The 21,536-nt window shown below is 38.5% G+C and carries 25 protein-coding genes; all 25 read left to right on the top strand.

Annotated features, from left to right (window positions below; all coding sequences use genetic code 11):
- The first annotated feature begins 116 nt into the window (after positions 1 to 116).
- The 25 genes from LI241_RS09215 (at position 117) to LI241_RS09095 (ending at position 21,202) form a co-directional block, all read left to right on the top strand.
- Positions 117 to 539 (top strand): hypothetical protein, encoded by a 423-nt coding sequence (locus LI241_RS09215; protein ID WP_227151229.1) that lies wholly within the window; start codon positions 117 to 119, stop codon positions 537 to 539.
- Positions 540 to 666: 127 nt separating this feature from the next.
- Positions 667 to 1,152: a helix-turn-helix domain-containing protein gene (locus LI241_RS09210; RefSeq protein WP_227151227.1), complete on the top strand. Its 486-nt coding sequence runs from the start codon at positions 667 to 669 to the stop codon at positions 1,150 to 1,152.
- Entirely contained in the window at positions 1,142 to 2,542 is a 1,401-nt protein-coding gene (gene terL / locus LI241_RS09205) for a phage terminase large subunit (protein WP_227151225.1), read from the top strand. The genes LI241_RS09210 and terL overlap by 11 nt, the downstream gene beginning before the upstream one ends.
- A gap of 59 nt (positions 2,543 to 2,601) precedes the next feature.
- Complete coding sequence (locus tag LI241_RS09200; protein ID WP_118455429.1) at positions 2,602 to 2,922, top strand: hypothetical protein; 321 nt, start codon at positions 2,602 to 2,604, stop codon at positions 2,920 to 2,922.
- A gap of 19 nt (positions 2,923 to 2,941) precedes the next feature.
- A complete protein-coding gene (locus LI241_RS09195; RefSeq protein WP_227151223.1) occupies positions 2,942 to 4,438 on the top strand; it encodes a phage portal protein in 1,497 nt (498 codons plus the stop codon).
- Positions 4,438 to 6,249 (top strand): minor capsid protein, encoded by a 1,812-nt coding sequence (locus LI241_RS09190; protein WP_227151221.1) that lies wholly within the window; start codon positions 4,438 to 4,440, stop codon positions 6,247 to 6,249. Before LI241_RS09195 ends, LI241_RS09190 begins: the two co-directional genes overlap by 1 nt.
- On the top strand, positions 6,246 to 6,389 hold the full coding sequence (locus LI241_RS09185) for a hypothetical protein (RefSeq protein ID WP_227151219.1): 144 nt from the start codon (positions 6,246 to 6,248) through the stop codon (positions 6,387 to 6,389). The genes LI241_RS09190 and LI241_RS09185 overlap by 4 nt, the downstream gene beginning before the upstream one ends.
- 288 nt (positions 6,390 to 6,677) lie before the next feature.
- Positions 6,678 to 7,283, top strand: a complete 606-nt coding sequence (locus tag LI241_RS09180) for a phage scaffolding protein (protein ID WP_227151217.1) — start codon at positions 6,678 to 6,680, stop codon at positions 7,281 to 7,283.
- Positions 7,284 to 7,332: 49 nt separating this feature from the next.
- Positions 7,333 to 8,409: a phage coat protein gene (locus tag LI241_RS09175; RefSeq protein WP_227151215.1), complete on the top strand. Its 1,077-nt coding sequence runs from the start codon at positions 7,333 to 7,335 to the stop codon at positions 8,407 to 8,409.
- A 22-nt stretch (positions 8,410 to 8,431) separates the two neighbouring features.
- The gene (locus LI241_RS09170; RefSeq protein WP_227151213.1) at positions 8,432 to 8,884 is read left to right on the top strand and encodes a hypothetical protein; all 453 of its coding nucleotides are present in this window, start codon (positions 8,432 to 8,434) and stop codon (positions 8,882 to 8,884) included.
- Complete coding sequence (locus LI241_RS09165) at positions 8,860 to 9,240, top strand: hypothetical protein (RefSeq protein WP_118455420.1); 381 nt, start codon at positions 8,860 to 8,862, stop codon at positions 9,238 to 9,240. Before LI241_RS09170 ends, LI241_RS09165 begins: the two co-directional genes overlap by 25 nt.
- A complete protein-coding gene (locus LI241_RS09160) occupies positions 9,240 to 9,710 on the top strand; it encodes an HK97 gp10 family phage protein (protein WP_118455418.1) in 471 nt (156 codons plus the stop codon). Before LI241_RS09165 ends, LI241_RS09160 begins: the two co-directional genes overlap by 1 nt.
- On the top strand, positions 9,707 to 10,132 hold the full coding sequence (locus LI241_RS09155) for a DUF6838 family protein (protein ID WP_227151211.1): 426 nt from the start codon (positions 9,707 to 9,709) through the stop codon (positions 10,130 to 10,132). The genes LI241_RS09160 and LI241_RS09155 overlap by 4 nt, the downstream gene beginning before the upstream one ends.
- Positions 10,133 to 10,141: 9 nt before the next feature.
- Positions 10,142 to 10,324 carry a hypothetical protein gene (locus tag LI241_RS09150; protein ID WP_227151209.1) on the top strand — a complete coding sequence of 61 codons (183 nt, stop codon included), beginning with the start codon at positions 10,142 to 10,144 and terminating at the stop codon, positions 10,322 to 10,324.
- 1 nt (position 10,325) lies between these two features.
- Positions 10,326 to 11,633: a phage tail sheath family protein gene (locus LI241_RS09145; RefSeq protein ID WP_227151207.1), complete on the top strand. Its 1,308-nt coding sequence runs from the start codon at positions 10,326 to 10,328 to the stop codon at positions 11,631 to 11,633.
- 17 nt (positions 11,634 to 11,650) lie between these two features.
- Positions 11,651 to 12,124, top strand: a complete 474-nt coding sequence (locus LI241_RS09140; protein ID WP_227151205.1) for a phage tail tube protein — start codon at positions 11,651 to 11,653, stop codon at positions 12,122 to 12,124.
- A gap of 78 nt (positions 12,125 to 12,202) precedes the next feature.
- On the top strand, positions 12,203 to 12,634 hold the full coding sequence (locus LI241_RS09135; RefSeq protein WP_227151204.1) for a hypothetical protein: 432 nt from the start codon (positions 12,203 to 12,205) through the stop codon (positions 12,632 to 12,634).
- A gap of 242 nt (positions 12,635 to 12,876) precedes the next feature.
- On the top strand, positions 12,877 to 15,009 hold the full coding sequence (locus LI241_RS09130; protein WP_227151202.1) for a tape measure protein: 2,133 nt from the start codon (positions 12,877 to 12,879) through the stop codon (positions 15,007 to 15,009).
- Complete coding sequence (locus LI241_RS09125) at positions 15,009 to 15,686, top strand: LysM peptidoglycan-binding domain-containing protein (protein ID WP_118455405.1); 678 nt, start codon at positions 15,009 to 15,011, stop codon at positions 15,684 to 15,686. The genes LI241_RS09130 and LI241_RS09125 overlap by 1 nt, the downstream gene beginning before the upstream one ends.
- Positions 15,687 to 15,704: 18 nt before the next feature.
- Positions 15,705 to 16,670: a hypothetical protein gene (locus LI241_RS09120; protein WP_227151200.1), complete on the top strand. Its 966-nt coding sequence runs from the start codon at positions 15,705 to 15,707 to the stop codon at positions 16,668 to 16,670.
- Positions 16,663 to 17,061 carry a DUF2577 domain-containing protein gene (locus LI241_RS09115; RefSeq protein WP_227151199.1) on the top strand — a complete coding sequence of 133 codons (399 nt, stop codon included), beginning with the start codon at positions 16,663 to 16,665 and terminating at the stop codon, positions 17,059 to 17,061. The genes LI241_RS09120 and LI241_RS09115 overlap by 8 nt, the downstream gene beginning before the upstream one ends.
- Complete coding sequence (locus LI241_RS09110) at positions 17,058 to 17,462, top strand: DUF2634 domain-containing protein (RefSeq protein ID WP_118455400.1); 405 nt, start codon at positions 17,058 to 17,060, stop codon at positions 17,460 to 17,462. The genes LI241_RS09115 and LI241_RS09110 overlap by 4 nt, the downstream gene beginning before the upstream one ends.
- Positions 17,463 to 18,527 carry a baseplate J/gp47 family protein gene (locus LI241_RS09105; RefSeq protein ID WP_227151197.1) on the top strand — a complete coding sequence of 355 codons (1,065 nt, stop codon included), beginning with the start codon at positions 17,463 to 17,465 and terminating at the stop codon, positions 18,525 to 18,527. It begins immediately after the preceding gene.
- Positions 18,520 to 19,137 (top strand): putative phage tail protein, encoded by a 618-nt coding sequence (locus LI241_RS09100; protein WP_227151195.1) that lies wholly within the window; start codon positions 18,520 to 18,522, stop codon positions 19,135 to 19,137. The genes LI241_RS09105 and LI241_RS09100 overlap by 8 nt, the downstream gene beginning before the upstream one ends.
- A gap of 16 nt (positions 19,138 to 19,153) precedes the next feature.
- A complete protein-coding gene (locus LI241_RS09095) occupies positions 19,154 to 21,202 on the top strand; it encodes a phage tail protein (protein ID WP_227151193.1) in 2,049 nt (682 codons plus the stop codon).
- The last annotated feature ends 334 nt before the right edge of the window (positions 21,203 to 21,536 follow it).

The raw sequence follows: 21,536 nt of genomic DNA, 5'->3' as shown, positions 1-21,536 counted from the left end.
ATCTTGACTTTTCAAAAGGTCAAAGTGATTCAAAGCCTTGAAAATAAAGGGTTTCTTGAAATCAAGATGTTGAATTCAAGATGTTGACTTCTTGAATTAGAAAGAAGGTGTGAAATGTGACAGCAAAAGAATATTTGTTGCAGATAAAGGAACAAAGAAATGACATTCTGAACCAGGAAGAATATATTCAAAGATTAAGGGATTCTTTAGGTGTAGCAGGAATCAGATATGACAAGGAAAGGGTGCAAAGTTCACCTGAACCTGATAAATTTGCAAAAATCTTCGGTCAGATATTTGAAGAAGAAGAAAAATTGCAGCAGATGAAGGACAATCTTGCATTGACAAGGGTTAAAATCATCAATCAGATTCATCAGATTGAAGACAGCAAGCATCAGAAAGTTTTGTATATCGTGTATGTTGACGGAAAGAATTTGAAAAAAGCAGCACAGGCAATGTGTTTTTCTTATGATTATGTGAAGGAAATACATATTGCAGCTTTGCAGGCATTTGAAGAAAAGTTCCTGCCACAGTCCGCTTGAATCCCACTGTCATGTTATAGTAAACTATAACATGAAATGTTAGGTCAATCGAAAGCATCCAAGGAAACACCATCCAGTTTCCAAGGGTGCTTTTCTTATGTGATGAAAGGAAGGGGTGAACCTTTGAATGGCAAAAGGAAAATATCAAGAATGGTTGACAGAAGAAGGTTTGCTTCAACTGGAAGCCTGGGCAAGAGATGGACTGACAGAAGAACAAATTGCCCATAATATGGGAATCAACAGACGAACATTGACAGACTGGAAAAATAAATATACTCCCATTTCTCTCACCCTAAAAAGGGGAAAAGAAGTTGTTGACATTCAAGTTGAAAATGCCTTATTGAAAAGAGCCTTGGGTTATACATACAAGGAAGTGACCAGGGAAAAGATTTTCAATCCTGAAACTGGTCAATATGAACTGATGCCAACAAAAGAAGTCACAAAAGAAGTTGTTCCTGACACCACAGCACAAATATTTTGGTTGAAGAACAGAAGACCTGAACAATGGAGAGATAAAAGGGATGTTTCTGTTGAAGGTGAATTGAATACAAACAATCCATTTGCAGGTCTTTCAACTGATGAATTAAGAAAGATTATTGAAAATGAAGAATAAATCACTGATTCAGGCTGCAAAATGTGAACTGTCAAAAAGGGAATTTTGGACATATTGCAAGACCAAAGCACCTGACTTTTACAAGAGTGACAGAACATTTTTGCATAATTTTTGTGATGACCTTCAACAGTTTATTGAACCAACAGACCAACATGATATTTTAGTTGTAAATATGCCACCAAGACATGGAAAATCAAGAACCATAGGAAATTTTGTTGAATGGGTTCTTGGTAATGACCAAACACAAAAAATCATGACTGGTTCATATAATGAAACTTTATCAACTAACTTTTCAAAAGGTGTCAGAAACACCATTCAGGAAATAAAAGCTGATAAAAACAAAATTGTATATTCAGACATCTTCCCTGGTGTAAACATAAAAAGGGGTGATGGTGCAATGAATATGTGGTCACTTGAAAATGGGTACAACAATTATTTGGCAACATCACCAACAGGAACTGCAACTGGTTTTGGTGCAACAATTATGATTATTGATGACCTGATAAAGTCTGCACTGGAAGCAAATAATGCAGACACACTTGAAAAACAGTGGACATGGTTCACAGATACAATGCTTTCAAGACTTGAAGAAGGTGGAAAAATCATCATAGTCATGACAAGATGGCACAGCTTGGATTTGGCAGGAAGAATCATTGAACAGTATGGTGATAAAGTCAAAGTTGTTCAATATAAAGCGGTTCAGGAAGATGGTTCAATGCTATGTCCTGAAATCCTTTCAAAAGAATCTTATGAAACAAAGATTCAAGCAATGGGTGTTGAAATTGCAGAAGCAAACTATCAACAGAATCCTATTGATATAAAAGGAAGATTGTATCAGTCATTCAAGACATATACAGAACTTCCAAAAGATGCAGCAGGAAGACCTGTTTATTCTGCTGTTAAGAATTACACAGATACTGCTGACACAGGTGATGACTACTTGTGCAGTATTGATTATGTTGAATATAATCATGAAGCCTATGTCATCAATGTTATTTACACAAAGGATGGAATGGAAATCACAGAACCTGCTGTTGCAAAAATGCTTTATGAAGACCAGGTGAATGATGCTGATATAGAATCAAACAATGGTGGAAGGGGATTTGCAAGAAATGTGGAATCAATATTGCGGAACACCTACCATTCAAATAGAACTATCATCAATCCATTCTTCCAGTCTAAAAACAAAATATCAAGAATATTGTCCAACAGCACATGGGTTATGAATCATATTTATTTCCCTGTCAACTGGATGGACAGATTTCCTGAATATTACAAAGCAATGTCCAGGTATCAGAAAGAAGGAAAGAATGCACATGATGATGCACCTGATGCAACAACTGGAATTGCTGAAAAAATAAACAAAGGACAAACATTCAGTTTTGATTAAAAATATACCCCTGCAAAGGGGTCTTTTTTGCGTGTTTGGAAAAGGGAAGGTGAAAAACAGTGACAGTTGATGTTTTAGGTACAAAGTACACAATAACAGAATCCAACAAGGTGAAGGATGACAATTTGAACAATGGTGATGGTTATTGTGACCATTCCACAAAACAGATTGTCATTGACACCTTCCAGGATTGCCCTGGTTCACTTGCTGACCTGAAAAAATACAGACAGCAGGTCATCAGACATGAACTGGTTCATGCATTCCTGTTTGAATCAGGTCTTGGTGCTGATAGTTGGGGCATAAATGAAGAAATAGTGGACTGGATTGCATACCAGTTCCCAAAACTGGCAGAAGCATTTGCAAAGGTGGATGCACTATGATGAAGAAAGGTGGTGAAGAATGATGTTCAATTTTGCTGAATCCTTCAAAGCAAAACTTGAAAGACTGGTCAATGTCAATGCAGCATCCAAGTTGACTGATGAACAGTTCATTGTGAAGGAAATACAAAAATTCAAGCAATCGCAAAGAAGAAAAGAAATGCTTGATGGTGAAAAATACTTTGATGGATGTCATGACATCCTGTCCAGGGAAAGGACAGTCATTGGAAAAGATGGTGAACTGGAAGTGGTCAAGAATCTTCCGAACAACAGAATTGTTGACAATCAGTATAAAAAGATGGTCATTCAGAAATCCAACTATCTGTTGGGTCAACCTTTCACCATCCAGTGTGACAATGAAGCATATTTGAAGATTCTGAAACAGTTTTTGAACAAGCGGTTCATGCGAACATTGAAAGTAGTTGGGGAAGATTCCCTGAATTGTGGAATTGGTTGGTTGTTCCCTATGTATAATGACAAAGGGGAATTCATCTTCAAGCGGTTCAGACCTTGGGAAATCATACCAGGGTGGAAGGATGCAGAACACACTGAACTGGAATATTTCATCAGAATCTATGAAGTGGTTGGATATGTGGGTGACACAGAAAAAATCATCACAAAGGTTGAAGTCTATGATGAATCAGGGGTTTCTTATTTTGAATTGACTGACAGCGAAACACTGAAACCTGATGGTGAACAGCATGTTCCATATTTCAGCATTGAAGACCAGGGATTCAACTGGACAAAGATTCCTTTGATTCCTTTCAAGTATAACAACAAGGAAATTCCATTGATTAAAATGGTGAAGTCCTTGCAGGATGGTCTGAACCTGATTGAATCCAACTTCCAAAATCAGATGGAAGAAGACACAAGGAACACAATTTTGGTTCTTGTGAACTATGATGGTGAAAATCTTGGTGAATTCAGAAAGAACCTTGCAACCTATGGTGCAGTGAAGGTCAGAACAGTGGATGGTGCAGGCGGTGATGTCAGAACACTTCAAGTGGAAGTCAATTCTGAAAATTACAAGTCCATCATTGAACTGTTCAAAAAGGCAATCATTGAAAATGCAATGGGATATGATGCAAAAGATGACAGAATGAGTGGAACACCAAACCAAATGAACATTCAATCAATGTATTCTGACATTGACCTGGATGCAAATGGAATGGAAACTGAATATCAGGCATCCTTTGAAGAACTTCTTTGGTTCTTGAATATGCACCTTTTCAACATTGGAATGGGTGACTTTGAACAGGAAGAAGTGGAAATCATATTCAACAGGGATATGATGCTGAATGAAGGTGAAGTCATTGACAACATCAGCAAGTCTGTTGGAATCATCAGTGATGAAACACTTGTTGCACAGCATCCTTGGGTTGATGATGTTCAGGCAGAACTGGAAAGACTGGATGAACAGAAGCAGAAGAACATGGAAGAATTTGGTCTTGGTATGATGCAAGGTCAGAATGTTCCTGGTGCTGATGAAGAAGGACAGGAAGGTGCAGGTGATGAATAATGGCAAAGAAGAAAAAGTCATCTGCATACTGGAAGAAAAGATTTTCAGACCTTGAAGCAGCAAACAATGCTTATGGTCAAAGAACCTTCCATCAGATTGAACCTGCATTTGACAAGGCACAAAGACAGATTCAGGCACAGATTGAATCCTGGTATTCAAGATATGCAAAGAACAATGGAATCACAATGGCAGAAGCAAGAAAACAGTTGTCTGCTGCTGAACTGAAAGAATTGCAATGGGATGTCCAGGAATACATCAAATATGGACAGCAGAATGCAATGAATCAGCAGTGGATGAAGGAACTGGAAAATGCATCTGCAAGATTCCACATCAGCAGACTGGAAGCCTTGAAACTTCGGACACAGCAATCATTGGAAGTTGCTTTTGGCAATGAACTTGATTCCCTGGATGGTATGGTCAAGCACCTTTATCAGACAGGATATTATCACACATGTTTTGAAGTGCAGAAGGGTTTCAATATTGGTTGGGAAATCGGTCAGATTGATGAAAGGAAGCTGCAAAAGATTATTTCAAAACCTTGGGCAGCAGATGGAAAGACCTTTTCAGACAGGGTGTGGCAATCAAAGACAACAATGGTCAATGAACTGCATCAGCAACTGACCAGGACAATCATTCAGGGAAAAGCACCTGATGAAGCAATCAGAACTTTGTCAAAGTATGTTGCAGACAAGACCAAAAATGCAAAGTATGCAGCAGGAAGACTTGTGATGACTGAACAGGCATTCATTTCCAGTGCTGCACAGAAGGATGCATTCAATGACCTGGATGTGGAAGAATTTGAGATTGTCGCAACACTGGACAGTCACACTTCTGAAATATGTCAGAACATGGATGGACAGCACTTCCCTATGAAGGACTTTGAACCTGGTGTCACTGCACCACCTTTTCATGTTTGGTGCAGGTCAACAACTGTTCCATACTTTGATGATGAATGGGGCAGAAGCGGTGAAAGGGCAGCAAGGGGTGAAGATGGTAAAACATACTATGTTCCATCTGATATGACCTATCCTGAATGGCAGAAGTCATTTGTTGATGGTCATACAGAAGATTTGAAACCAGTTGTTCCTGATGATATAATAAAAGATAAACCTGAAACAAATGTGAAGTCAGTTGATGACTGTACAAGCATCCCTGATGTTGAACAGTTCATGAAAGACCAGGATTGGTTCTTGCATAGGGAAATAAATGGGAAACCATGGCGGTCTGATGATTCACTTTCACTTGAAGGTGTTGACCTTCCTGTTGCAAAGTCCATTTACAAAACACATGAACAGTTATTTGCAAAATATCCTTCGTTGAAGGGTCAGTTGTGTTCTATCAATTCTGCAAAATTGAGTGGAACAACCTATGCACAGTGTTCATGGGGATTTGGAAATGGTGGAATAACAGTCAACAAACAATGGTTCAAGGATGAATCAAAACTGATAAAATCCTTTGAATCTGACAAGGCAGCAGGTTTCCATCCACAAGGGGTTGGATATGATTCCATTGTGATGCACGAACTTGGACATGCGGTTGATGACTATTTGACCAACACAATGAAAGCTGTTGGAATGAATGGTTGGAAACCAAAAGCAGTTTCTGCTTATTTAAGACCAAAGGTCATGAAAGCAGCAGGCTTCAAAGTTAGTGACACATACAAACAAGTCAGTGGTTATGCCACAAAGGATGCAATGGAATGGTTTGCAGAATGCTTTTGTGAATGGATGTGTTCAGAGAATCCAAGACCTGTTGCAGCAGAATTTGGAAAGCAACTGGAAGAATTATTGAAAGGATGTGGTCTTTTATGATGCCTACATTTTTTACAAGTGAATATTTTGTTCCTGAACCTGACAACTGGCATTTGAAAGAAAATGCCCCACAGGAAGTCAAAGAAGAATTTGAAGCCTGGATGAAGGAACACAATCAACCTGACAAAATGGTTGATTAAGAAAAGCACCTGAAAAGGGTGCTTTTTTAATGCGGTAAAACATCAGACTTGCTGAAAAATCTATGAAGAAGAAAATGTGCAGGGGTGACACAGAAGTAACTTCCTTTCAGCAAGGCTGATTTTTTATTGTCCTGGTGTATGACATAAAAAGACACAATCACAAAGAATCTTTTGGGTTTCAATCCAAGGTCATCTTTTTAGGATTGCAGATGTAAAAGAACAAGTTCAAATGGACATGGACTGAACCATGAAAAAATAATGTTTTTGAAGAAAGGATGGTATTGAAAAATGAAAAAAGAAGAATTTGTGAAGTTAGGAATTGATGAAGAAACTGCAAAGAAGTGTGAAGCTGCTTCCCAGGAAGAACTTAAAGGTTTCATCCCAAAGACAAGGTTTGATGAAGTGAACAACGAAAAAAAGAAGTTGGAACTTGACCTTCGTGACAGGGATGGACAGCTTGAAACCTTGAAGAATTCCACAGGTGATGTGGAAGCAATGAAACAGCAGATTGCAACATTGCAGGCTGACAATAAAGCAAAAGATGAAGCACACGCTGCTGAAATCAAGAAAATGAAGGTTGATGCTGCTGTTGAAGCTGCACTGACAAGTTCAGGTGCAATCAATGCAAAGGCTGTTGTTCCTTTCCTGAAAGATTTGGACAAGGCTGAACTTGCTGATGATGGCACAGTGAAAGGTCTTGCAGAACAGATTGAAGCACTTACCAAGGCAGATGACACAAAGTTCCTTTTTACTGCTAAAAAGCAGACCCAGGTGAAAGGTGCAAAACCTGGTGAATCAGGAAATGAAGAAGGTGACCATGGGGTTGATACTTCCAAGATGACCTATTCTGAAATGATGGCATATCTTGCTGAAAATCCTGATGCAAAAATCTAAAGCACCAAGAACACAAAAACTATTTTATGAAAGGAAAAGGTGAAACAAAATGGCAAAATTTGATTCCAAAAGTTTCAATCCCCAGGCATTCGGCAAGTATGTTGACCGAATTCCTAATGTAACTAAAAACGAACTTGCAAAGAGTGGTGCAGTTGGTACAAATCAGAATGCACATGATGCCCTTGCAAATCAGACTGGTTCTCTTTATGCAAGAGTTCCTTATTTTGGCAGAATTGATGGTTCTACCAGTCAGAACAATGATGGTGGACATGACATTGAAAGCAGCAACACAACCACTTATGAACAGGGATTCATTGTGGCAAGCAGAATGGATGGTTGGACTGAAAAGTCTTTCAGCAAGAACATCACAGCAGGTACTGATTTCATGGACAATGTTGCTGCACAGATTGCTGACTACAAGATGGATGTTAAGCAGGCAATGATGCTTGCAATCCTTTCAGGTGTTTTCAGCATGAAAGCAACTGGAACTGGTGTTGCTGAAAAGGCAGCAAAGGAATTCCTTGAAAAGCATGTCTATGACATCACTGGAAACACTGGTGATGAAGCACTTGTTGGTTCTACAACCTTAAACAAGGCAATTCAGAAAGCAGGCGGTGACAACAAGAACATCTTCAAACTTGTCATCATGCACAGTGAAGTTGCAACAAACCTTGAAAACATCAAGCTGTTGAAGTACATGACACAGACTGATGCAGATGGTATTGAAAGAGAACTTGCACTTGCAACTTGGAATGGAAGAACTGTTCTTATTGATGACAACATGCCTGCAACAGAAGTTGAAGCAGCAGAAGGTGTTGAAGCATACACTGCATACACCACTTATGTTCTTGGTAATGGTTCAATCATCCTGGATGACATTGGTGATGCAGTTCCTTATGAAATGAGCCGTGACCCTAAAACAAATGGTGGTCAGGACACACTTTATGTGCGTGACAGATTCATTTGTGGTGTTGATGGTATTTCCTTTGAGAAACCTGCTTCCATCACTGCATCTGCTTCCAACACTGACCTTGCAACTGGAACAAACTGGAACATCATCAATGATGGTACAAAGGCAATTCCACACAAGGCAATTGCACTTTGCAAGATTGTTTCCAAGGGTTAATTGATGAAAGGGGTGTTGCTGAATGAATGAAATGATTCAAAAAGTTCTTGCAAACATCCTGACTATTATGAACAACACCAGTCTTTCAGAACCATTCTATGAAGCGGTTCTGAAAAGACTGGTTTCTTTTGGGTATAACCTGGAAGAAGATGATGGTTGGGTTTTATGTTTTTGTATGCAAAAAGTTGAAAATCACATCAAGAATTTTTGCAACACTGATTCAATCCCTGATGGTTTATTTAATGCAGCGGTTGACAGGATTTGTGGTGAATTTTTGTTCACAAAAAAACAGACTGGACAGTTGAACATTGGTGAACTTGACTTGGATGGTGCTGTCACAAGCATCAAAGAAGGTGACACTCAAATCAATTTTGATGCAGGGTCATCTGATGAATCCAGGTTCAATCAACTGGTGAACTATCTGATGAATCAAGGGGAAGGTGATTTGATATGTTTCAGAAAAATAAGATGGTGAAAAAAGCAAGAAAAGCAATTGAATCCATGTATGAAGGAACATGCACAATTACTGAACACCAAAAAGTTCAAAAAGATAACAAATCAACAGGTTTTCAGGATGTGATTGTTCAGGAAGATATTCCTTGCAGATTGTCTTTCAAGACAATCAACAATACAAATCCAAATGAAAATGCTGCATCCGCACTTGTCCAAGTAACAGAAGTATTCCTTGCACCTGAAATTGTTGTCAAGCCTGGTTCAAAGCTAACAATCACACAGAATGGTGTCACCACAGATTATAAGTCCAGTGGTATTCCTGCAACTTATAGCACACACCAGGAAATAGTGGTTGAAATCTTTAAGGGGTGGGCATAATGGCAAGCGGTGGAAATGTCGATTTTAGGGAATTGCAAGAGTTCAGAAGGAAGATGGAAGCATCATTGAATGATGACCAAATCAATGACTTCATTGAATCTTGTGCAAAAGAACTGGCTGCAAGGTTGCTTGCAAAGGTTATCAAAAGGACACCTGTTGGACAATATCCTGCAAGCACAGGAAAAAAAGGCGGTACACTTCGCAGGGGTTGGACTGGTGGAAAAACACAAGGTGGAAAGGCTTATGCTGATTCATTGCGTGTGAATCATTATGGAAATACTTATGTTATTGAAGTGGTGAATCCAGTTGAATATGCATCTTATGTGGAATTTGGTCATAGAACCAGGAATCATGAAGGATGGGTTGAAGGAAAATTTATGCTGACCATTTCAGAACAGGAAGTTCAGGGTGATGCTGCAAAGATTCTTGAAAACAAACTGAAAAGAAAGTTGGGTGAAGTTTTCAGATGATAAACAAAATCATTGATGGAATCAGTGTTGCAATCAATGCTGAATTTGGTGATGACTATGAAATTTATACTGAATCAGTTGAACAAGGTTTGAATGAACCTTGTTTTTCCATTTTATGTCTGAATCCTACAAATGAACAGTTCCTTGGAAGAAGATATTTCAGAAAGAATCAGTTCTGCATTCACTATTTTCCAAAAGGTGAAGAAAAGAACAAGGAAATCAATGAAGTCAGGGAAAGGTTGTTTGAATGCCTGGAACTGATAACAGTTGATGGTGATTTGTGCAGGGGAACAAATATGAGTAGTGAAACAAGTGATGGTGTACTTTCGTTTTTTGTGAACTATGACATGTTCATGTATAAGATGCAGGAAGGAACACCTACAATGGAATCTTATGATTATAGCACTGATGTGAAAGGATAAGGTGAAAGAATGGCAAAGAAAGAAGTTGTGCAGGAAGCTGTTTCCAAGTATAGCAAGGAACAGATTCTTGCATCAAACAAATATTACAACAGACATGATGTCATCAATGCCCTTTGGACTGATGGTTCAGAAAAGTCCATTGAAGAAGTGGATGACATGATTGAAAAATTTATGAAAGGAATGGTGAAGTAAAATGGCTTTAGGCGGTGGAACATTTACTGTTCAGAACAAAGTGCTTCCTGGTGCATATATCAACTTTGTTTCACTTGCAACTGCAACTGCAACATTGTCTGACAGGGGTTATGCAACAATGCCACTTGAACTTGATTGGGGCATTGAAGGGGAAGTGTTTGAAGTAACAAATGCAGATTTTCAGAAGAATTCTATGAAAATCTTTGGTTATGATTACACCAGTGAAAAGTTAAAAGGTCTTCGTGACCTGTTCAAGAACATCACCACACTGTTTGCATACAGATTGAATGGTGATGGTGTTAAGGCATCCAATACCTTTGCAACTGCAAAGTATGCAGGAACAAGGGGAAATGACATCAAGATTCAGGTTCAGGTGAATGTGGATGATGACAGTCTTTTTGATGTCAACACCTATCTTGGAACTGTTATGGTTGACAGTCAGACTGTTGCAAAAGCAGCAGACCTTGTTGCAAATGATTATGTGACATTCAAGTCCAGTGCGGAACTTTCAAGCACAGCAGGAACACCACTTGAAGGTGGAACAAATGGTAATGTCACAGGAACAAATCACCAGGCATATTTGGACAAGATTGAATCTTATTCATTTAATGCAATGGGTGTTGTTACCACAGAAAACACCATCAAAAGTCTTTATGATGCATTTTGTAAAAGAATGCGTGATGAAGTCGGTGCAAAGTTCCAGGTGATTCTTTATAACAAGGCATCTGATTATGAAGGTGTTATCAATGTGAAGAACAAGACATCTGATGAAGGATGGTCAGAAGCATCCCTTGTTTATTGGGTGACTGGTATTTCAGCAGGATGTGCAGTGAACAAATCAAATCTGAATAAGGTTTATGATGGTGAATTTGCAATCAATGTTGACTATACACAGACACAGTTGACAAAAGCAATTCAGGCAGGTGAATTCACACTTCATCAGGTCGGTGATGACATCAGAGTTCTTGAAGACATCAATTCCCTTGTTACGGAAACGGAAACAAAGGCATATATCTTCAAGGACAATCAGACAATCAGAGTGATTGACCAAATTGCAAATGACATTGCAGTGCTTTTCAACACAAAATATCTTGGTGCTGTTCCAAATGATGAAGCAGGCAGAATCAGTCTTTGGGCAGATATTGTCAAGCATCATGAGCAGTTGCAGGACATCAGAGCAATTGAAAACTTCACTGATGAAGATGTAAAGGTTTCCCAGGGTGACACAAAGAAAGCGGTTGTTGTTCAGGATGCAGTGACTGTTGTCAATGCAATGGCAAAACTTTATATGACTGTCACAGTGATGTAAGAAAGGGGTGAATCAGAATGTCTAATATCACAATGAAAGCAAAAGATTCCATTTCTGCAAAGTTGGCAGAATGTTTCATCACAATTGGAAACAACAGATACAACTTCATGCAGGCAATCAATTTTGAAGCAAATTTTGAAAGGACAAAGACAGAAGTTCCTATCCTTGGAAGAACAGGAACTGGAAACAAGTCAACTGGTTGGAAAGGTACTGGTTCAGCAACCTTCCACTATAACACCAGTATTTTCAGGGAAATGATGCTGAAATACAAGGACACTGGTGAAGATGTCTATTTTGAAATTCAGGTGACCAATGATGACCCTACAAGTGCAGCAGGCAGACAAACAGTTGTCTTCATGGACTGCAATATTGATGGTGGCATCCTGGCAAAGTTTGATGCTGATGGTGAATACCTGGATGAAGAACTGAATTTCACTTTTGAAGACTTCAAGATGCCTGAAACCTTCAAGTTGCTTGATGGTATGCAGTAAACATTTTGACCCACATGTCTTCAAAACAGGCATGTGGGTCTTATTTTTTTAGAATAAAACAGAAAGGTGGTATATACCATGTCAGATTTAAGCAGATTTTTGAAAGCAAACAAAATCAAAAGAGAAAATACAACTTTTGCAGCAACAAAATCCCTTGTGGATGCAAAGGGCAATCCCCTTCCTTGGACAATCAAACCTTTAACAACCAAGGAAAATGATGCAATCAGGGATGAATGCATGATTGAAGTTCCTGTCAAGGGAAAACCAAACATGTTCAGACCGAAACTTGATACAAGCAAATATATTGGCAAAATGATTTGTGCATGTGTGGTTGAACCAAACCTTTATGACAAAGACTTGCAGGATTCTTATGGTGTGATGTCACCTGATGATTTGCTGAAAGAAATGATTGATGACGCTGGTGAATATCAGGAATTTGCAACCTTTGTTCAGAACTTCAATGGTTTCAACACTACACTGGAAGACAAGGTTGAAGAAGCAAAAAACTAATTGAAGAAGGGGATGCAGAAGCAAACTTTGCACATTATGCATTGCAGAAACTTCACATTTTACCTTCACAATTTGTCAATTTGAGTATGGAAGAAAAGGCTTTTGTGATTGCTTCAATCAAAATCAGAATCGACAAGGAAAAGAAAGAAGCAGCAAAGGCAAAGAAAGGAAAATAAAAAGGGATGAATGTTGGTGTTCATCCCTTTTCAAATTATACCAAGAAAGGATGGTGAAGAAGAACAATGGCAAGCATAGCAACATCAATTCAGATTATTGATAGAGTTTCAGCACCCATCAACAACATGATTGTTGCACTGGACAATATGTGTTCTGCTTATGAATCTGTTCAGGATTCCATGAACACTGGTTTCAATACAAGAACTATTGACCAGGCAAGACAGGCAATTGATGCTGCTGCACAGCAGGTCACACAGCTTGGAAACAATATTGAAGATAATGAAGAACATCAGCAGAACTTCAACAGAACTGTTCAAAATGGGTCATCTGCTATGGATGGATTGCTTGGAAAGGTCACAAGCCTGGTTGCAGCTTATGCGACATTTCAGACTGTTGAAAAAGTGATGGACATGTCTGATGAATTGACCATGACAAAAGCAAGACTTGACATGATGAATGATGGATTTCAGTCCACAGATGAACTGGTCAATATGGTTTATGCATCAGCACAGAATGCAAGGGGTTCTTTCACAGACATGGCAGCAGTTGTTGCAAAGTTTGGAAACAATGCAAAGGATGCTTTTGGAAGTTCAGAAGAAGTTGTTGCTTTTGCAAACCTGATTCAGAAGCAGATGACCATTGCAGGTGCATCCACACAGGAAGCAAGCAATGCAATGTTGCAGTTGTCACAGGCTTTGGGTTCAGGTGTGTTGCGTGGTGATGAATTGAATTCCATCTTTGAACAAGCACCAAACCTGATTCAGTCTATTGCTGATTATCTTGATGTTCCTATTGGAAAAATCAGGGAAATGGCACAGGATGGACAGTTGACAGCGGATATTGTAAAAAATGCAATCTTTGCAAGTGCGGATGACATCAATGCAAAATTTGAACAGATGCCTATGACCTGGGGTCAGGTATGGACAACCATGGGAAATGCTGCACTGATGCAGATGCAACCAGTTTTAACAAAAGTCAATGAGATTGCAAACAATGAAGATTTCCAACTGTTTGCAGCAAATGCAGTTTCTGCTTTTGCAACTGTTGTGGAATGGTTGTTGAATATATTGGAACTTGCATCTTCCGTTGCAGCTTTTATCAGTGATAATTGGTCAATCATTGAACCTATTGTTCTTGGTATAGCAACAGCACTTGGTCTTTACACAGCAGCATTGATTGCAAACAATGTTGTTCAGGGAATCAGTGCAGCAATGGCAGGTGTGAAAGCTGCTGCTGATATGATGCAGGCAGGGGCAACCTTCACAGCAACAGCAGCACAGTATGGACTGAATGCAGCTTTGATGGCATGTCCTTTGACATGGATAATTCTTCTTATCATTGCCCTGATTGCAATTATTTATGCTGTTTGTGCAGCAATCGCAAAAATGACAGGTGTTGCAAACAGTGGTTTTGGTGTGATTTGTGGCGGTGTAAATGTTGTCATCCAGTTCTTCAAGAACTTGGGTCTGACAGTCGCAAACATTGCCCTTGGAATTGGAAATGCAATTGCAGCACTTGGTTCAAACATGATGACTGCATTCCACAATGCAATCTGTTCAGTCCAGTCTTGGTTCTACAATCTTTTATCAACTGCACTGACTGTTGTTGCAGGAATTTGTGAAGCACTGAACAAACTTCCATTTGTTGAATTTGATTATTCAGGAATTACAAGTGCAGCAGATGACTATGCAGCAAAAGCATCAGAAGCAGCAGGAAACAAGGAAGATTACAAGTCAATTGGTGATGCATTCAATGATGGAATGTCCACATTTGACACATTCCAGGATGGTTGGGCATCAGATGCATTCAATGCAGGTGCAGCATGGGGTGATGGTGTTGCAGATAAGGTTTCCAATATGTTCAGTGGAAGTGATGGTGGTGTTGATGCATCCAACATGTTCAATGGCGGTGGTTATTCAGGATATGATGCAGGTCAAGTTCCTGCAAATATTGCAGATACTGCTGCAAATACTGGAAAAGCTGCTGATTCACTGGACATCACAAGTGAAGACTTGAAATATCTTCGTGACATTGCGGAAACAGAAGCAATCAACAGATTCACCACAGCGGAAATCAAAGTGGAAATGACGAACAATAACAATGTTTCAGGTGACATGGATTTGGATGGTATGGTTGATTACCTTGCAAATGGTGTGAATGAAGCAATGGAAAAAGCAGCGGAAGGGGTGCATGACTAATGGCATATAGTGTTTATCTTGACAAAATTTTGTGTCCAATTGCACCTTCAAAGTTGCAATTGAAAATCAAGAATCAGAACAAGACCTTGATTCTGATGAATGAAGGGGAAGTCAATATTTTGAAAACAGCAGGTCTGACTGACATCAGTTTTGACCTGCTGATTCCAAATGTGAAATATCCTTTTGCAAAATATGATTCAGGGTTCAAAAGAGCAAAATACTTCCTGGATAAATTTGAAAAGATGAAGACATCAAAGAAACCTTTCCAGTTTATCATGGTCAGACAGCTTCCAAATGGAAAAGGTCTGTTCAATACAAACATTAAGGTTTCAATGGAAGATTATCAAATCAAAGAAGATTCCAAGGAAGGTTTTGATGTAACAGTAACAATCAAATTGAAACAGTATAGGGATTTTGGAACAAAGACTTGTAACATCAAGTTTGCGAAAACAAAACCAACTGTTCAGAAGGAAAAGAAAAGGGAAACAACAAATTCCCCTGCACCTTCATCAAACAAATCATACACAGTGGTCAAAGGTGACTGCTTGTGGAATATTGCAAAGAAGTTTTATGGAAATGGTTCAAAATATACTGTCATTTACAATGCTAACAAGGACAAAATCAAGAATCCAAACTTGATTTATCCAGGGCAGGTGTTGACCATTCCATCAGCATAAGAAAGGCGGTGAACACTTTTGGATGTAAATATTGAACTTCTGATTCAGCATGGTGACAAAGTGTTCATTCCTGTTGTGCAAGAAGGAATCACCTGGACAACTGAAAGAAAAGGTTGTCCAGGTGAATTGAAGTTCAAAGTTGTCAAGGATGATGTTATTTCCTTCACAGAAGGGGATGCTGTCAGACTGAAAGTCAATGGTCAGAATGTCTTTTATGGATTCATATTCAAGAAACAAAGAGATAAGGAACAAATCATTTCTGTCACTGCTTATGACCAGTTGCGATATTTGAAAAATAAAGACACCATTGTCTATGAAAACAAGACAGCAGGTGAATTGATTCAGATGATTGCAAAAGATTATATGATGCAAACAGGAACAATTGAAGACACTGGATTCAAAATCAAGTCCAGGGTGGAAGAAAACACATCTTTGTTTGATATGATTCAGAATGCATTGGATATGACACTTGAAAATCAGAAATATATGTATGTCATGTATGATGATTTTGGAAAGATTGCATTGAAAGGTTTGGACAATATGCGGTTGAATCTTCTGATTGATGAAGAAACTGGTGAAAATTTTGATTACACATCAAGCATTGATTCAAACACATACAACAAAGTGAAATTGACCTATGACAATGAAAAAACTGGAACAAGGGAAGTTTATGTTGCACAGGATTCAGAAAATATGAATGCATGGGGTGTTCTTCAATATTTTGATACTTTGCAGGAAGGTGAAAATGGAAAAGCAAAGGCAGATGCACTTTTGTCTTTGTATAACAAGAAAACAAGAAATCTGACCATCAAAAATGCTTTTGGTGATGTCAGGGTCAGGGCAGGTTCAATGATTGTTGTCATTATGGATTTGGGTGATATGAAATTGAAAAACCTGATGCTTGTTGAAAAGTGCAAACATGAATTCAAAGAAAGTCAGCATCTTATGACTTTGACATTGAGAGGCGGTGAATTTGTTGCTTGATGCAAATGATTTATTAGTGAGTATAAAAAAGGCAGCACAGGAAGCAGCAGAAGCAGGACAACCTGCTGATTTCTGTTTTGGAAAGGTAACAAGTGCAAAACCATTGAAAATCCTTGTTGAACAGAAGATGACCCTTGGTGAAGCACAGCTTGTTTTGACCAGGAATGTCACTGATTATAAAACCAAAATCACTGGTGGAAATGTTCAAAACTATTATTACACTGGTGACATTGAATCAGGAACTGCACCTGTTTCCCCTTCACATGTTCATGCTGTTGGGAAAATTACAGTGACAATTCACAATGCTTTGACAGTTGGTGAAGAAGTTGTACTGATGAAGCAAAAAGGCGGTCAGAAATATCTTGTCCTGGATAGGGTGGTGAAAACATGATTCCTTCAACAAATAACATTTTGTCCTATGACTTGGAAATGGAAACAGAACCAAGTGTGAACTATAAAATGAACATAAAACAGGACATCATCAATGGAACTGTTGATGAATTGGAAGCAATGAAGCAGGTGATTTATAAGATTCTGAATACTGAAAGATACCAGTATATCATTTATTCCTGGAATTATGGAATTGAATTGATGGACTTGTTTGGAATGCCTGTCATTTATGTCATTCCTGAACTTGAAAGAAGAATCACAGAAGCACTTATTCAGGATGAAAGGATTGAATCAGTGGATGACTTTGAATTTGACAGTTCTGAAAAAAGAACAGTCAAAGCATCATTCACTGTTCACACAATATTTGGTGATGTTCAAACAGAAAAGGTGGTGAATTATTAGATGTATGAAAATGTAACTTATGAAGACATTCTTCAAAGAATGCTTGACAGAGTTCCTGAAAACATGGACAAAAGGGAAGGTTCAATCATTTATGATGCACTTGCACCTGCTGCTGTTGAACTTCAATTGATGTATATTGAATTTGATGTCATCCTGAAAGAAACCTTTGGTGATACTGCATCCAGGGAATATCTTATCAGAAGGGCAGCAGAAAGGGGAATCACACCACAACCTGCAACTTATGCTTTTTTGAAAGCAAAAACTGTTCCATCTGACCTTCAAATACCACTTAATTCAAGATTTTCATTGAATGATTTGAATTATTATGTGGTTGAAAAGATTTCTGATGGTGAATACAAGATGCAGTGTGAAACCATTGGAAAGATTGGAAATGGTTATTTTGGTGATATGATTCCAATTGATTATATTCAGGGTCTTGAAAGCATTGAACTGACAGACCTTCTGATTCCTGGTGAAGATGAAGAAGACACTGAACTTTTGCGACAAAGATATTTTGATTCATTTGATTCAAAGGCTTATGGTGGCAATGTTGATGACTACCTAAACAAAACAAATAGTCTTCCTGGTGTTGGAAGTACAAAAGTAACACCAGTTTGGAATGGTGGTGGAACAGTTCTTTTGACCATATTGAATTCAGAATATGGAAAAGCATCTGACACCTTGATTCAGACAGTTCAAGAAGAAATTGACCCAACACAGGATGGTTCAGGAATAGGAATTGCACCAATTGGTCATATTGTCACAGTTGAAACAGCATCAGAAGTTGCTGTCAATGTTTCTGCATCCATTACTTTTGAAGAAGGGTATTCATGGACAGGTCAGAAAACAGCAATTGAAGAAGCTGTCAAAGGTTATCTTCTTGAAATTAGAAAAGAATGGGCAAATCAAAGTGCATCTGTTGTCAGAATAGCACAGATTGAATCAAGAATCATGGCACTGAAAGGTGTTCTTGATATTGCAAACACAAAAATCAATGATTCTGAATCAAATCTGATGTTGACAAAATATCAGATTCCAGTGTTTGGGGGTGTGGTGAATGATTAGAGAAGTAAACCTTCTTTCTTTCCTTCCTGAATTTGTTCAGGAATACAGAGAAATCAAACACATCATGAATTCAGAACAACCTGAAATTCAGAAACTGGAAGATGAAACAGAAATCATTAAAAACAATCAGTTCATTTTGTCATGTGATATTGATGGAATCGCAAGATTTGAAAATCTGCTTGGTATAACACCAAAACCTGATGACACCCTGGATGCAAGAAAATCCAGGGTAATCACCAGGTGGAATAATTCAATTCCTTACACATACAAAGGATTGAAGGAAAAATTGAATGTCATGTGTGGTGAAGGAAATTATTTATTGATTCCAAGTTTCAATGAATATGGACTTGAAATTGTGGTTTCCCTTCCTTTAAGCGGTCAGGCAGATGAACTTGATTATATGCTGTCATACATGATTCCTGCAAATATTGTTGTGACTTCAAGAAATAACATGGTCAGAACAATGACTGGAACTGTTCATGGCGGTGGAACTACCATTGAAACAAGCAATTTCACATTGCAGTCAAAGGTAAACCTTGACCATGTTCTGAACAGTCTTATGACTGGAACAGGTGTGGTTGTATCAAACATTGAAAGAACAATCAATTAGAAAGGTGGAAAATAAAATGCAAGATTTAGTTATTACAAATCAGGGTCAGGAACTTATTGCAAAAATGATTGCAGGAACTTCAACTGCAAGTTTTACAAAGATACAGACTTCTGATTATGATTATTCAGCAGCATCTTTGAAGGATTTGACATCCCTTTATGATGTAAAGCAGGAAGCACTGGTTTCTTCTGTTTCAAGAACAGACACAACCATGGTTGAAGTGCTTGCTGCAATCAACAACAGCAACCTTGATTCAGGTTATTATGTCAAAGCACTTGGTCTTTTTGCAAAGGATATTGAAGACAATGAAATCCTTTATGCGGTTAGTATTGAAACGGACAATCCTGATTATATGCCTGCATTTGGTGGAAAAACTGTCAGCGGTATCACATACAAGATGAATACCAAGGTTGATATTTCTTCCCAGGTAACACTTGAAATCAATCCTGCTGCTGTTCCAACAATGCAGCAAGTTCAAAACATTGTAGTTGCAATTTCTACACATGAAAATGAAACCATTTATGGTGAAGTCGGTGTTCATGGTTTCAGATATTACAATGAACAGTTGCAGGTGAAGAATGAAGAAGGTGAATGGACTGATGTTGAATCAGGCGGTGGTGGAATTTCACCTTCAAATGTTTCTGACTTGAAAATCAAGGTTGGAAATCAGAAACTAACAATCTTTTGGTCTGACCCTGGAAACACAGTAGTTGAAGGACAGACACTTTGCACATGGAAGGGAACAAAACTTGTTCAGAAAGCAGGTTCTTATCCTGAAAATGCAAAAGATGGAACAGTTCTTGTTGATAATCAGACACTGGATGCATTCAAAACAACTGGTTATGAAATCAATAACCTTGTGAATGGTCAGACATATTATTTTGCACTGTTTCCTTATGCAGATACTGGTGCAACAAATATCAATGAAGCAAACAGGGTTGCAGGTACACCACAGCCTTATAAAAAGATGACTGCAATCATTGACCTTTCCAATAGCAATCCTGCAACATGTGTCACTTATGCGGATGATGCAGTTGGAATGACAGCAGGTGATTCTGCTTGGGATGAATTCTTTGGTCATTATCCAGTATTGCTGAAAAATGGTGTTGAAGTTGGAAAGTTGAATCCAAACAACTTTGACCAGTTTGAAGATGGAACAACTGCTGATATTTCAAGCGGTAATGCAGGTGATGCAATGATTGCATTTCCAAGAAGGGGATTGACCATCACAACCAGTGGAACAAAAATCACTATTTCCATGACTGATGACCCTGACAATGCAGACTTTGAATATAATGCACATACCAGGGGAACAACACCAAAAGATGTCTTCTATCTTGGTGTTTACAAAGGTTATGTTGCATCAAGCAAGTTGCGTTCACTGAAAGGAAAGGCAATCACTGCAAATCAGACAATCGGAACATTCAGAACACAGGCACAGGCAAATGGTGATGGATATGAACAGTCAGGTTTCTATCAACTTACATTCAGACAGTGCATGTATATTTTGAAATATAAGAACCTGAATTCACAGACAACTGTTGGTTATGGATATGTTCTTTCCAGTCACAGTGCAGCAATTGCATCAGGTGGAACAGAAGCATGGGGAATGGATTGTGAACTTATCAAAGCAACAAATCCTACTTACATGACTGACCAAAATCATCATGTGAAGTGCTTTGGTCTTGAAGATTTTTGGGGCAACATTTGGGAATGGATTGATGGACTTGTTTCAGACAGTTCAAGAAATGTATTGACTGCAAACAGTGGATTCAATGACAGCGGTTCAGGATATACAAACAATGGAAATGGCGGTGTTTCTGCTAACATTGGAAACTATATGTCTAAACCACAGGGAAGCACAAAAGCAGGATTTGTTGCAAAGGAAGTCAATGGTTCAGAAACAACATACTTCTGCGATTTTGCTCGTTTGTATGCTTCGTGTGTGGCGCTTTTCGGTGGTGATTGGAATAATGCTGCTACTGCTGGTGCTTTTCGGCTTAATGTGAGTGTTGCTTCTTCGTTTTCGAATGCCTATATCGCTGCCCGCCTGATGTATTTATAAGATTCTTTTTGAAGGACACCTGAAAGGGTGTCCTTCATTTATGGGGAATAGATAAGGTGATATTGTTCATCAGAATTTAGAAAAAAGCCAAACACACGATTATACTAATTTGTATACTTCATGTGTAGCGAAATTCAGTGGTAATTGGAATAATACTGCTAATACTGGTACTTTTCAACTTAATGTGAATAATACTTCTTCGAATTCGAATACCAATATCACTGCCCACCTATTGTTTTCAAAATGTTTGTTCATTTATGGTTTCAATGACATGACTGTCTTTGAAATATACACTGGTTATCTATTGCCCTGGCACTTGCCAAAACACAAAAAT

This window comes from Longicatena sp. 210702-DFI.1.196 (assembly GCF_020563125.1).
GTDB lineage: Bacteria > Bacillota_I > Bacilli_A > Erysipelotrichales > Erysipelotrichaceae > Longicatena > Longicatena caecimuris.
Note: the sequence above shows the minus strand (reverse complement) of the source record. Positions and strands in the feature narration are given on the sequence as shown.

Coding starts and splice junctions, on each gene's coding strand:
- LI241_RS09210 (WP_227151227.1), top strand. CDS start 667: ATGGCAAAAGGAAAATATCAAGAATGGTTGACAGAAGAAGGTTTGCTT.
- terL (WP_227151225.1), top strand. CDS start 1,142: ATGAAGAATAAATCACTGATTCAGGCTGCAAAATGTGAACTGTCAAAA.
- LI241_RS09195 (WP_227151223.1), top strand. CDS start 2,942: ATGATGTTCAATTTTGCTGAATCCTTCAAAGCAAAACTTGAAAGACTG.
- LI241_RS09190 (WP_227151221.1), top strand. CDS start 4,438: ATGGCAAAGAAGAAAAAGTCATCTGCATACTGGAAGAAAAGATTTTCA.
- LI241_RS09185 (WP_227151219.1), top strand. CDS start 6,246: ATGATGCCTACATTTTTTACAAGTGAATATTTTGTTCCTGAACCTGAC.
- LI241_RS09180 (WP_227151217.1), top strand. CDS start 6,678: ATGAAAAAAGAAGAATTTGTGAAGTTAGGAATTGATGAAGAAACTGCA.
- LI241_RS09175 (WP_227151215.1), top strand. CDS start 7,333: ATGGCAAAATTTGATTCCAAAAGTTTCAATCCCCAGGCATTCGGCAAG.
- LI241_RS09170 (WP_227151213.1), top strand. CDS start 8,432: ATGAATGAAATGATTCAAAAAGTTCTTGCAAACATCCTGACTATTATG.
- LI241_RS09165 (WP_118455420.1), top strand. CDS start 8,860: ATGTTTCAGAAAAATAAGATGGTGAAAAAAGCAAGAAAAGCAATTGAA.
- LI241_RS09160 (WP_118455418.1), top strand. CDS start 9,240: ATGGCAAGCGGTGGAAATGTCGATTTTAGGGAATTGCAAGAGTTCAGA.
- LI241_RS09155 (WP_227151211.1), top strand. CDS start 9,707: ATGATAAACAAAATCATTGATGGAATCAGTGTTGCAATCAATGCTGAA.
- LI241_RS09150 (WP_227151209.1), top strand. CDS start 10,142: ATGGCAAAGAAAGAAGTTGTGCAGGAAGCTGTTTCCAAGTATAGCAAG.
- LI241_RS09145 (WP_227151207.1), top strand. CDS start 10,326: ATGGCTTTAGGCGGTGGAACATTTACTGTTCAGAACAAAGTGCTTCCT.
- LI241_RS09140 (WP_227151205.1), top strand. CDS start 11,651: ATGTCTAATATCACAATGAAAGCAAAAGATTCCATTTCTGCAAAGTTG.
- LI241_RS09135 (WP_227151204.1), top strand. CDS start 12,203: ATGTCAGATTTAAGCAGATTTTTGAAAGCAAACAAAATCAAAAGAGAA.
- LI241_RS09130 (WP_227151202.1), top strand. CDS start 12,877: ATGGCAAGCATAGCAACATCAATTCAGATTATTGATAGAGTTTCAGCA.
- LI241_RS09125 (WP_118455405.1), top strand. CDS start 15,009: ATGGCATATAGTGTTTATCTTGACAAAATTTTGTGTCCAATTGCACCT.
- LI241_RS09110 (WP_118455400.1), top strand. CDS start 17,058: ATGATTCCTTCAACAAATAACATTTTGTCCTATGACTTGGAAATGGAA.
- LI241_RS09105 (WP_227151197.1), top strand. CDS start 17,463: ATGTATGAAAATGTAACTTATGAAGACATTCTTCAAAGAATGCTTGAC.
- LI241_RS09100 (WP_227151195.1), top strand. CDS start 18,520: ATGATTAGAGAAGTAAACCTTCTTTCTTTCCTTCCTGAATTTGTTCAG.
- LI241_RS09095 (WP_227151193.1), top strand. CDS start 19,154: ATGCAAGATTTAGTTATTACAAATCAGGGTCAGGAACTTATTGCAAAA.